This is a genomic window from Gimesia aquarii (assembly GCF_007748195.1).
GTDB lineage: Bacteria > Planctomycetota > Planctomycetia > Planctomycetales > Planctomycetaceae > Gimesia > Gimesia aquarii.
This window is the reverse complement of record NZ_CP037920.1, coordinates 727574-740974: the sequence shown is the minus strand read 5'-3', so window position 1 is coordinate 740974 and position 13401 is coordinate 727574. Positions and strand designations below refer to the sequence as shown.

Annotated in this window: 4 protein-coding genes; 1 reads left to right on the top strand and 3 read right to left on the bottom strand. The window is 43.5% G+C overall.

Going from position 1 to position 13401, the window contains the following annotated elements:
- The first annotated feature begins 25 nt into the window (after positions 1 to 25).
- Positions 26 to 370 carry a Rieske (2Fe-2S) protein gene (locus tag V144x_RS03065; protein ID WP_144981206.1) on the top strand — a complete coding sequence of 115 codons (345 nt, stop codon included), beginning with the start codon at positions 26 to 28 and terminating at the stop codon, positions 368 to 370.
- 4 nt (positions 371 to 374) lie between these two features.
- On the opposite strand, the gene V144x_RS03060 is transcribed toward V144x_RS03065, so the two are convergent.
- From V144x_RS03060 to V144x_RS03050, 3 genes are all read right to left on the bottom strand, one after another.
- Positions 375 to 1058, bottom strand: coding sequence for a metal-dependent hydrolase (locus V144x_RS03060; protein ID WP_144981203.1), 684 nt, complete (start codon positions 1056 to 1058; stop codon positions 375 to 377).
- Positions 1059 to 1134: 76 nt separating this feature from the next.
- On the bottom strand, positions 1135 to 9213 hold the full coding sequence (locus V144x_RS03055; protein ID WP_144981200.1) for a hypothetical protein: 8079 nt from the start codon (positions 9211 to 9213) through the stop codon (positions 1135 to 1137).
- A gap of 98 nt (positions 9214 to 9311) precedes the next feature.
- Positions 9312 to 12812, bottom strand: coding sequence for a prepilin peptidase (locus V144x_RS03050; RefSeq protein ID WP_144981198.1), 3501 nt, complete (start codon positions 12810 to 12812; stop codon positions 9312 to 9314).
- Positions 12813 to 13401 lie beyond the last annotated feature (589 nt).

The following is a 13401-nucleotide window of genomic DNA, read 5'->3' as shown; positions in this document are numbered from 1 at the left end:
TCATTAAATAACTGGAATTGTTTTTGTGACCACATATTATTCGATTGCCAAAATCAAAGATATTCCTGAAGGTGAAGGCCGCGCCTTTCACTTGGAAGGACAGATGATTGCTGTTTTCCTAAAAGAAGGGAACTACACTGCTATAAATGACTTTTGTCCTCACCAGGGAGCCCCACTTTCTACAGGGTACGTCGACGAAGAGGGAGCCGTAACTTGTCCCTGGCATGCATGGCGATTTTGTATCAAAGACGGAACGTGGCTTGATAATCCTAAATCCAAGCTTCAAGTTCCCACATATCCTGTTCGTATTGAAGGAGATGAAATACAAGTGGGACTAGAGCTTCCTCCAGAAGAGGCTGAAGCTCAGTGAACTCTCATAATTCGAAAGATTCCCCCGGCTCTAATACAACCGGTTCTGCTGTTGTCTGCGCTTTTATCTGCTCGGCCCATGCCACTGCATCCTGTTCAATGAGTGGCCACGTGTTATAATGCATTGGTGTCACTCGTTTTGGGGCAATGAATTTGGTTGCCTTTACTGAGTCCTCCGGTCCCATTGTAAAATTATCACCTATGGGTAAGATCGCCAGATCTACACCTTCCTCACCAATCAAAGTCATATCATAAAATAAGCCAGTGTCAGCAGCGAAGTAAATTGTCCCCTCTGCTAATTTCAATAAAACTCCGCAAGGGCTGCCACCATTACTCCCATCCGGTAACATGGAGCCGTGGTGTGCAATCGTAAGTTTAATCGTTCCAAAATCGTATTGATGCGCTCCACCAATATGCTGGGGATGCACATTTTCCACACCTTGTTTTTGCATCCACTCTGCGATTTCAAAGTTAGCAATCACAAGAGCACTTGTCCGCTTCGCAATCTCGACAGTATCACCAACATGATCGCCGTGGCCGTGGCTTACAATAATGGCCTCTGCTGATAAGCTATCTGCTGAGATCGTGGCGCTTGGATTGCCGGTCAGAAAGGGGTCCAGCAAAATCGTTTTACCAGCAGTTTCAATTTGATAAGTGGCATGTCCCAGCCAGATGACTTTGGTTCCCATAATGGCCTCTAACAATTGGAACGAGAAAGTTACTTGAAATTCATTGCTGCAAGATACAACAGAATCATCATCGATTTCAAGTAGCTCGCCTCACATACCGGTAGGCAAGACAGATTGAGCCAGTGAGAAAGAATACCATGCCGAAAATTGCTAATACTCCGGAGAGGAATAACCAACCAGCTAAACCGATCAGAATCAGTATGGCACCTAACCGAACTTGTGCAATCTCTGACTGAGAAAAACGAAATCCGTACCAGATCAATGCAAGCAAAATCAGCCCCCAAATCAAAGTCCAAAGTACAGCAGAACCAATTTCATACGTATTTTCAGATCGTAAACTAAGTGCCAACTTAGGCTGCCCGTTGATTTTTGTGAACTCAAGTTTGTGGCCGTGAATGGGGAGATTAAACTTCAGAGAAATTCCCCCTGCCTGTGTCCAACCTGCCTGTTGTCCACGGCTTTCGGTATCCATTGATCGGTTAAGAATATCTTCACGCTCTAAACCAGAAAAATTACTACCAAAGCTCAGATTTGGAGATTTCGCATCTGCCAGTGATTCTTCCACTTCATTTAGCTGCATCCAAAGATCACTTTTACCTTTTTGAGACAACTTTTCAGAACGAACTTGATCATTGAACCGGGGAGTTGAAGCATTGGGTTCTGCACTTTGCTGTTGAGGAAGACCAAATGGGGACTGGATTTGCCCAGCGGCATTTTCAAAACTTTGCTTTCGCCTGAGTGCGCGACTGTCAACGGGCTTACTGGTGGCTTTCTTCTTGGCACCTTTTTTGTCTAATTCCCTTTGAAAAGAAAAGCCTCTTAATTCAGCTTTTTCTTTTGAAAGTCTTGACTTTCCGGAGAGATCCCCTGCGGAAGTTTTTGTTTTACCCTTCACATTTTTTTGAAAAGTAACTCCCTTATTCGCTTCAAATAAAGCTGCATTATTACCAATTACTAACTGGTTAAATGTTTCATCGGAATCAAAATCAACTTGCCCATCGCCATTCATATCTCTGGAATTACCAAATAATTTTTCCTGCTGTGCCTGACGCTGTTGTTCTCTCAATTGAATTTCACCAATCTTTTGCTTGATTTGCAGGCCTTGTTGTCCTTGTCCCATTTCCGAACTTGGCCTATTTTTCAATCCCTCTTCCAATCGTTTGAGATTTTTGATCACTCGACTTCGAACACGACTACTCTTACTACCACTATAGACGGAGTATAAATTGTCAACGTCTTTGGCAAGATTGGAAATATCGAGACCACCGGAAGAGTAAGAGCGACTATTCTTGATAGGAATCATATTAGTACGTGGATCGTCCAGCAGTGCTGTCGCAGTATAGTCATTGGGAATATACACTGTCCATTTGGTCTGCGCCACTGGAATTCCATAGTCTGCATTTTCGGATGGGACAACAACCTGCGGAGGCTGCATATCAACTAGTTGTGCCTGCCATCGGAGTGTGCTTTGGGACAATGGTTGTGCTAAACGGCCTGCTATAATCAACTTCACCGAAAATGATAGATCAGCCGCACTCGCCTTAGGTAAGGCAACTAGATAAATGAGATTTTTTTTAGTCTCTTTGTTTTGCGCATCAGGTTTTAACAGGACGGGAGCCGTTGGTCTGCCTTTGACAAAAGCACTCAAAACCTGTGTTTTTTCAGGAAGTCGAATCGCCAAGAATTGTCGCGAACGATTTCGTATTCGATAGTCAGCCTGAGTCTTCCAGCTTCCGTCATTGGCCAAAACAGTGGTCAAATCTGCCAGATTTACTGCAGCGGCAGCTCCCTGATCTGCCTGAAACTGTTGTATCTGATAAATCGGTGGTTTACGGTTGCGGATAATGCGTGCTAACTCCATCGCCTGATTCGCAAGAGAATCATTGATCACTAAGGGCATTTCCTGACGCTCAACTGGGGCAATACTGTCTTGATTCAATAAAGAAAGTCGTGCCCATGAGTGATTTACGAGCATCAGAAAATGTTGTTGAGTTTCTAATTCCGTTGTTTGAGGATCAACATTGCCTCTGGTATCCATTACGCGTACTTGTGGGATCTCAATTTTACCGGAATCAGGGGGAGACAAAGTCGATTCGGCCGTAATGAAGTACGAACCTTCAACGGAATCCTGCAAATAGATCGTCCATTGGACGACAGCACCACCAATCACTTTCTTATCTACCTGACGAATGGATTCTCCTCGAAAATCAAGCTGTTCCCCCAGCCATGCGGGAGTTGTAAACGAGAATACATCGGTGGCAGCGCCCTGAATCATCCAACGTATTCCTACTGTATAACTCACTGAAACATTACCTACAGTCGTCATAACCAGAGAATTAGCAGTGACCATCGGCCGAGCGGGTGACAATTCCAAATTGATCCACTCTGGTAATTCAGCTGTAGAACGGAAAGCAAACTGAGGCAATCGAGGTTGCTGCTCTTTTAGTTCGGCTGATAAATCTTCAGGTGAAATCGATCGCCAGTCTTTTAATTCCGGCGCACTTGCCAGTAAAGAATCATCACACCAGATAGCGAGATCGCTACGTATAGATGAAACTTCCAAGGGTGTCGGCATCATCACTTCTGCTTCAAGTTTGTTTGCATTTCGAGGGATTACGCCATCAAAGACCACTTCTACTTGATTTGTTTTCAATTCTTTAAATTCAAGAACCAAAACCCGCATATCATCAGCGTTTTGTTCAATGACATACCAGTCATCCAATTCTTCAGCATTCACGTTTAAAATCAGGTACGTTTCTGGGAGTTCAATTACAAATGTTGACTCAGGCGTTCCCTTTAATTGATACTTCACTCGACTGGAAAGGCTCATTTTTCGAGGAGAAACTAAAACCGCATGTTCGGCCACTGCCAGTTTTTCAGGCTGTCGACGAGAAACAGAAAAGCGAAAAGTCAATGGACGTCGAGAAAAACGATAAGCCCATTGCGGTCTTAAGACCTGACCGGCAACCTTCAAAGCAGGTGAAGACGTCGCAGGGTTTTTAAATTGTCCAACATCAATTTGAATTGCACCAGCGATTTCCTCTGGACGAATTTGAAATTGTGATTCCGCATACACGCCGACAGTGCCTGTTTCATTGGTAATATTTTCAGGTGCAATTTGAGGTATATTAACAACACGGGATTGTTTGCTAACTGACAACGGATGAAAGGCGACGATATTGATTTTCGTTGAACCCTTAATATCTCGTCGTAAAAAAACCTTAACGCGGCGTTCTTCTCCGGTGCCAACCATTTCCCAGCCTCCGACATCTGGTCCATAGATTGACTGGATGCGTAAACCTTCAAAAATCTTCAAGCTGGCCTGATTTATTTCTCCTTGACGAACGCGGTAATCATATTCGTTGCGCAACACCAGACCAGCATCTTGAACAACAGTTGCCTGAGTCGACTTGCATTGCACAATCCCTTGAATTGCTCCACGTTCTTCCGCAGGTCTCCAGGCAAATTGGATTGTGCCTCCCTGATCGATGGGAAGTTCCAATGTTGTTTTTCCTGAAAGCGTCTGCTTTCGATAAGAGGCTCTCGAACCTGTGATGCTGATTTGTGAGTCTTTGTCAGAAAGTTCCAGAGTGAATCTTCCGCTGGCAACCGGTTGCAAACTAATTCGGAAGCTGCCAGTGACTCCCGTCTGCCGTGCAGGAAGATCAAATTCCAGGTCCAACAGATGTAAGCCTGGCTTAGAGATCATGATAGAGTAAACGTTTTCTAACCTTGTTTTTTTGGCTTTGGCTTGACGAACTAAAATTGTCGCCGATTTCCCGTCCAGAAGTGCGCTACTGATTGCTGCTTCTCCCAGAGGAAGTGGTAGCGTCGCCGGTTGATTACCAATTGTGTGGATTACCAGTCGGCCCTTCACATGCACAATTGCTTGTCCCGCTTCTGCTCCCGCCTTAACCTTAGCCGAGTAAAGTGCCTGGCTAATAACACCCCCTGATTCAGACTCTTGATTCATCCGTTGATCAGGGTGGGCTTCATTCCAGAGCTTGATAAACTCTTCACGTGAGAGAAAGATCCGCTGCGAACTCAAGGGATCTTTCCCCACTTCATAGGGAATCACCAGGTTCTGAGGCAGTTTGGGCTCTACTACAGGTTTATTCTGTGCAAAAACAGCTTCTGGACTACATAAGAAAGATCCCAACAAAATCAACGATGTAACGGTTGCCTGTTTATCAGTCGAATGTAGGAGCGCTTTAATCTCAGACCGAAGCCGCTGATAGAACCACTCGAGGCTCCACAGAATACTAGCAAGGATTGATCCCCAAAAGACACCATCCAGTAACGATTGATACTGGACTGAGACAAGCGCGCTACAGGTAACAGGAAGTAAAATCCCAAAGATTACCAGTGCCAGCTTTCGTCTACAGGAAATCCCTCGAAATAACCAACTCAGCCAAAGCAGACCTGCAATCACAGCCAGGCAAAATCGCCTACTTCGTTGTAACTGCTGTAATGAAATGCTAAGAGACAATGGTTCTTGCCGAGGTGCTCCATAATATTGGAATGCCAATGAGTGGAACCCAACTGGTTCTGGTAATGGCGCAACAACAGACAAACGCCCGCCTAATGTTCTTGCAGGCAACGGTGATTCAAATCCGGCAACGAAGTCATTTTTCGACTGCTCTTTCGGTGCAGCAGGAGTCTCTGCAGCAGGTAATGCACCCCCACCAAGTCCACCGAGTTTCCCCTCTATCTCAATAGACGCAGATGGTTCTGGAAGTTGTGATTTAGGAACACCACTGATGGCATGACTTCTCACACCTTGAGGACTTTTTGCCAGAGAAGGTTGGTCCATTGGTGCAGCCAACTGTGGTTGATTCCGCTTGAGCCCCAGTGCTTTCTCAGCTCTTTCCGTCACTCCACTAACTCGCGATCGGCCCATACTCTCGGTTTCGATCCCATCTTGAACATTCGGAATCATTTCCATTTTGTCTTTAAGATAATAACCATCAGTTTCTGAGCCATCATCAGAACTATATGCAGCGGCGGCTTGCCCTGGTTGCTCCTGCAGATTTCGTGATGAAGAAATTCTAACCAATGCACGTTTCGAATTTAATGCCGGCATTAATAATAAAATCATCAGAAACAACACACAGAACCCGCCGATCAGAAATGCCATACCAGAGATACCCCCTCTACGAAAACAGTAGGTACAAATCAAAATCGCTATGCAAATAAAGAAGAGCATGAAAAACCTGCCTACCATTTGGCGCGGCGAGAGAAGGGAAAGTTGCCGACGAATACTCTCCAGCATGCCAGGTCGGACTAACGGTTTGGCAGGTATGAAGTCTCCTTTACTTTCTGTGATTAAAAGCTCATCTGGATAAAGTACAGACCATGATTGATTTAAAATTTCCAAAGGTTGAGTCTGTCCCGCTCCATCTACAACAGCAACCTGAGGTGGTGACTGAGAAAACTGTTGTGTTTGATCTAAAGGCCTTTGATTCACATCATACAATAACTTCAAAGTACGAGTCCCAGCACTTTGACTACCGGAGGCAACCGGAATGATAAAAGCCTTGCCCGTATTACGAACTTCCACAGGAATTCCATCTACCAGAGCAGACAATAAGAGAGCCTGATCTGGTAAAGCGACTTTCAAAGATTGGATCCCAACAGCAGAAAATGAGAGTAATACTTCGTTTTGGACTTCACCCGCATGTCCCAGTAAACTTTTTAGAGCAAGCTGATGTGCTATTGCTGTAGGTACAACCGTTTGTTTGAAGCGAGTTTCTTCAGCTTGAATTTGATGACCAACTCCAACAAATCGATACGCTGCCACAATCCGTTCACGAGACCAATACGATACAGGTAATTGTAGTTCAGCTGCGTCAATTGACGTTAAAGGTTGTCCTCGCAGGCCTATTGTTTGGATTCTCAAACGCTGATCCCCTTCAGCTTCAAAAGCGACCTCACCATATTGTCTATCGGCGGACATGATTTGTAATTGAGGGATAGTGACAATCTCGCCTTCTTTTCGAGGCTGTTCTATTGTGACAACTAAAATTTGCTTCCCGCTTAAACGTCGGTCCATTTTGAGAGTCCAGACGCGCAGGCCATTCTGTGGTTTATCAGCCACTTGTTCGATGATTTTTCCGTCTGTTTTCATTAGTCGAAACTGAAGATCGGTTCCGACATTCTCCGGAAGTGCTACCATTAATTTTCGATAGCTACCCCGCTCCACATTGAGAGTCGTTTCAAAATGAGAGAAAAAGGTAGTTTGGTCTAGTCTTACATATTGTAGGTGATGTGCAGCTAACTGAAGCGGCTTTCGAGAAACTGTCAAACTCCCTTTATAGTTATTGTCCTGATACTGATACCCAAAACGCATTTTAGAAATTCGTTCCTGCATCGGCTCTAAATTCGTCAATCCGCTGGGAACCAGATCCCAATCACTGTCAGCATTAATGATGATAGACCCTTCCAATATTTTCGCCTGGGGTAATTCAATTTTGGGTAATTCCAGTAATTGACTACCAGAATCAGGAGGCCAGTTTTCCAGATCACGATGAGCGAGAATCACAACTTTAGCTTCAGTATTCGCAGGTAATGCTTTGACGAATGGTAGCCGAATCAATTTGCTACCTGCTTCTCTGGATGATTCTTTCCAATTGGCATTCTGGTTTTGTATGGTCGCTCCGAGGATTGTCCATTCAGCGGGAATATGCATTTGAAATTCGAAGAGTGGCGCAAACAAACTTTCCACAGTCGTCACTAATTGCAAATTCAGACCCTGCTCATTGATTTCAACAATTGTTGAAGCCGCCATCTGAACTTCGGACCGTTTTTCCTGTGTCACTAAGGTTATGTCAAACATCTGCTGCCAGAAATCAAAGTCCATCCCTGGGCTATTCACCGAACGTTCAGTTGCCTTTTTCATATTTGCTGAATTTTTAATAACACGGCGTCTTACACTATCGGTATTTTCAACTTGTAAACGAACTCCATAAGGATATCGAATTAAAACTGAACCAACATGGGAATTCACTTTTTCAATATGGAGGTCTGGAACGTTCCACGCTTGATCCGTTTTTGTAGTCATGACGCCACGACAGATAATTTGCCGCTCACCTTCAATCGGTTGGCGATAGTTCAAAGTGATTTCGGTTCTCTGCTGGTCTTTAACACTATCGTTTAATTCCCAAGATTCAAGTCCCGTTGATTCCACACTCACAATTTCCAGAAACTGAGGAACACTAAAAATGATTTGATCAAGTGATTGCCCATAGATACTCAATGCCGTCTGCGCCTGCCAGGCGACTTTCCCTGGACTCACCGACACACCAATTGCACTTCGGGCAAAAACCAACGAATCGTTAGTCTGTTCATGTGTTTGTTCTGTTATCTTTAAATTGACTTGTCCAGTACCGCCAATTGGAAATTCATAACCCGTTTTTTTGTTCTTAGTAGATGGTTTCAACTTTAAATCATTTACGATCAAATATTGATTTGAAGGCATTTCCAATTTGAAGCGGCTGGCTACGTTTGGCAAGAGTCGAAACTGCGCAACTTGATCGCTGCCAACAGAATTCAGTGGAGCCGACAATTTTATTACAAGTTGATGTTCACCTTGTTGTTGACTGAATAACTGAAGTAAATCAATTTTTCCTGACGAACGTGCGATCATTGCTGGCTGTTGATCTAACATAGCAGATTCCACCGCCAAACCATGCAAGGGTAGATTGACTACAGTTAGTTTTTGTTGAAACTGTTGAATTGAAATCGTTGCTTCGATCATTAATTGGCGATCAGAGACCGTTGCTTGATAAGTAGCGTCATGAATGATGATGTTCGAATTCGGGAGAACAATACCGTCAGAGTTAACTTTAGCTTGTTTTTTTAATGCCTCATATTGGGTACGTGGTAAGAGCACACCACTACGATCGCGCATCAACAATGCATCTAACTCATCGACGGGGATATAAACAGCCGTCTTCGGCCATTTTTTCTGATCAGAATTGGAGGCTTCTTTGTGAGCAACGGGCTTCTGCGCCAACCCAGTCTGCTGCAAAACTGAATTCATGCAGACAGACATACTCAACCAACAGACTGACCAGAACAGCAAACCTCTTTTATACCGAATACGCTGCCGGGGAATCGTTTTATGTTCTGAAGAATTTGTCGAATTCGAAATCATGGCGAACCCCATTGAAGTTAGTCGCTCACAGTTAGTCTTTTAAAACACTCAACAACGCCACATATATGCAAGGTCAGGTCTTACCAATATTTACTGGACTATTTTTTACCAGATTGATTTTGCATAAATTCATCAAATATACCCGGAGGTGGAATCACAGCGGCTGAATGACCACTGCCATCTATATTGGAACTATGTTGGATTACTGCACCTGACGAAAGTTTCTTTCCAGCCCGCAATCCTGCGAAAGCATACAAAATCCAGAGGCTAAGCATTGCGACAATTCCAAAACGCGCGGCATAAACACCAACCAGCACTTTGTCTGCATCAGTTATTGAGTAAATCGCAAGTATAAATATTAAAAAGATCAACAGAGCGAGCTTATTTTCCCAAGTCTTTTTTCGCATGACGAAGGCAATCGCAATTAGGGCACCACTCAAGACCCAGGTAGAAAAGGAAAGCTTCCACCAGGAAACACTGATTTCAGGACTGTCTCCCAATCGCGTATAAGAAAACACACGGCCTTCAGTGGGAAAATCCACCAAGGCTCCTCCGGAAGCCCCAATCCAAGAATCAAAATCGGTTCCTGATGCCTGAATCCCCCCTCTCCCAGGAATGATTCCAGATATAAAAACCTGGTCATCGGGCTCAAATTCATCAGCCACACCAACCAAGGTATACTGATCAGGTACCCAAATTGCTGTTTTCAATTGCTGAACGACAACATTTTCACCATCGATTCCACCAAAAAGTGGCAAGGGCAATTTTAAATTACCACCAAATGATTCTGTAATCCTGGGAACAGATTTTGTAAATAATAAGGTGATCAAAAAAGGTTGATCTGAAGACTGGTCTCGGGCAACGTTAATAAAAAACGTTGACCAACCATCTTCACTTTGACTTTGCTCATCTTTTTCCAAAGGAACTGGTTGACCGGCTACAGTAATACTTAACGGTTCCATATTTTCTGGCAAAGCCACTTTTAATTGCTGTCTTTCACTTGATTTCATCAAATAACGACAACGATAAGTTGAACGCCCTTCTTTAGTCACAACAACCTCAACCAGAGATTTCATAATAATCGTTTCTACGACTTCCTGAATTTTGTGTCTCGTAGATATGAGTTCCAGACTTACCGGTTGACTAAAATAACGAAACGCTAAAAAACCTTCCTTCGGTAATAATTTCAATTCGCGGATGTCAATTGGATCCAGTTGCTCTTCCAGATTTGAAGTCGAAACAGAAAGCGTTCTCGACTTCTGAACTGCAATTTCACCGTAAACCCTTGCCAGAGGAACATCGCGCGAACGCTGATTCTCATTCGTTTTTTCTAACCCTAATACTTTCAATGGTTGTAAAGCGATCTTATCCAGCAACATATCTCCTGTTTCCGCTTTTGATGCTTCATTCTTTTCTTTGTCTGTATTCTCTGCTTCAGAATCTGGCTTTGCCGCAGATGCTAACAAACCTGATGTAATGTCATAACGTACTTCGAGTGAATAACGGCCTTGGACATTTCTCTGCGTTGTTACAGTCCAGACAACCCAACCTTCAACCGCTTTTTCAGCACGACTTTTCTGCTTGATGGATGGTGCTGGAGCCGGTGATAAAGATCGAATCTGGATCAGATCAGCAATTGCTTCAGGAACAGCGAAACGAAAAGTATCCACTCCGGCATATTGAACCTGATAATCAATTCTGCTGAGTACTTCGGCAATTTGTTCTTTGACTTCGATACTGGTTGCAACATCTGCGACCAGTCGTGTTGGCTTAATTTGAATCTGAACCGGAATCTCAACTGGACGACGATTATAATCCCAAGCAGAAGCTAATGAAGTCTTGGTAATTCTTGGGTTCGAATACGTGGCAGGCTGCGCACCAACGACATCCTGATTTCTAATAATCAACTCCATTGACTCGGGAGCATAAATGGCAACTTGACCTGTCTCCCGCTCAACGTTGATTGGCTCCGGTAATGGAACATTGACTTTTGATTCTTGCGATCCTTTATTGAAATCCTGATGCGCACGAATCTGTAGTTTCAATTTCCCCTGATATTTTTGCAGCAAGGCAACCGTTAACTGCCGCGTTTTCTTATCAAAATTATATTCTTTCAGGCCAGCCACATTTACAGAATCAATGACCAATTTTTCTGGAACTTTTAACTGAAACGAAAAAATACCCGCTCGTTGAATGTCATAGTCTAGTTGTGCTCGCACTCGAATTTCATCTTCACCGAAAAAACACTCGGTCAACTGATTTACAAAAATACGAGGTTTGAGTGGCTGTATACTGATCTGCAGTTTTGCTGAGGGATTGAAAAAACGATAATAAACGGCGTTGGGTCTTTGAATACTCTTGGGAATACTTGCAACTTCACTGCGAGTGACACCTTCTGTATTAGTAACAGAAAACGTCATACTTTCTCCGGGGACAATAGCAATCTGGCCGCTCTCTCTGATAACATCGAGTGCATGAATTCCACTCGTTGCTGTCTCCGATAAGCCGAGAATGTTAAATGGCTCATCTGGAATATCTTTTTCCGTATTCACTTGAATCAGCGCACCATTTTGCAACTTATTGAGGAATTCAACTGCAATGATTTGTTTGTTATCTGTTTTCTCTATTTCCCAGCTTTTAATTTTGGTGTTGGAGGAAGAAAGATCCAAAATACGATCTTTGAGAGGAACTGCAATCCGTGCACTTTGCATATCCCCTCTGAGGACCTCATATTTTAATAATGATTCTGTATGGACTAAACCATCTCGAATTGAAACCAATGTAGAATTCTCGACACTAGCCAGCAAGTCCATTTCTGGCTTTGTGCTTTCACGAGGATACCAGAGCACTGTAATCTGATTGGTTGCTCCCAATGTCGACTTAACCAAAGTGGCATCTTGAGGTGACTTAATTGGCAGCCGCACCAGTTGGGGGGTAATCTTCACAGTTTGATCTGCTTCAGGAATCTTTAGTTCCAAGGTTGTAACCCCAACCGTTGGACACTCAAACTGAAAACTGTGTCCTTCGGGCGAATTTTTTACACGCGTTAATAGTTCAATCTGCACCCGATGCTCTCCTTTTTCAGAGAGCAATAGTGCATAACTTCCATTTCCAGTGCCCCGCAAAAAAACTTTCGAATTCGTAGAGCTGACCTTTCCAATTGCAGCTTTTCCAAAACGTAATGGAACTTCTACCCAAGGATCCCCTATCACTTGAATCGTTAAATCACATTGAATACGCGCTACGTTTTCTTCAACCGTGCCAGTGTAAGAAGAACTTGTTACGACCGCTTTGACAGGAAAGTTGATACCACCTTCAGTGCCGATGCCTGCTGACTGGGACCAGAGTTTTAAATACTCCAAATACGGCATAAAAATGGTCGCTTCTGACTTGTTGAAAACGTCCTTAATGTTTTTAAAGGGGATATATATCAGATGGTCCCATTCATTTTCCTTTTCGGGTGCTTTGTCTTTCGTACTGAGAACAGGCTTACCAGCATCAACTGGTGTCTGACCACGCGTGAATTCAGGTAGTCCAAGTAAGGTAGTTGCTACAAACAAAAAAAGGGAAAAACGAGGTGCCAATCTTAGATATTGCATACTACCCACCTTTTGTACATTGTCCAATACCCTGTTATCTGGTTGAGAATAGATGGCAAACAGGGCGATCGCGTAAAAAGCGTTAAATTCAGAGTTTATAGAAACCAGTATAGTTTTTTTCGTTCATTGTCTGAAAGATTGGACGTAAGTGAGACTGGGGAAATTGCGAAAAAAATAAAAATTTCTGTCAATCTGTATTTCAAACAGGGTTCTCCGAGTCTCGTCCTTGGCCCACAGTAAGAAGACGACTGAACGACAATTCTCGAACGACTCAAAACGGATCGAAGCGTTTTTCCAGATTCCATGCACGAATTTGCAATTGAGTGTTTTCAGAATAATTAGTACTACTTAGATGTGACTCCGCACCACGGGCAGTATTGCTTCTAATTAGAAGGAACGGGTAGACAGATTAAATTATCTATGTACTTAGGATTTATGAAGAAATCTCGAGAGTCCGTGCTATAAATATCGTATTCATAGCAGAATTTATGCTAGCGATAACCTTGGACTCGTTTGTACCAAGACTGCTTTTTCACAAGGGAATACGATGGGTATCCTTGCTCGAGTCTTATAGATCAAGAATTGGAAG

Coding starts and splice junctions, on each gene's coding strand:
- V144x_RS03055 (WP_144981200.1), bottom strand. CDS start 9,213: ATGATTTCGAATTCGACAAATTCTTCAGAACATAAAACGATTCCCCGG.
- V144x_RS03050 (WP_144981198.1), bottom strand. CDS start 12,812: ATGCAATATCTAAGATTGGCACCTCGTTTTTCCCTTTTTTTGTTTGTA.
- V144x_RS03060 (WP_144981203.1), bottom strand. CDS start 1,058: ATGGGAACCAAAGTCATCTGGCTGGGACATGCCACTTATCAAATTGAA.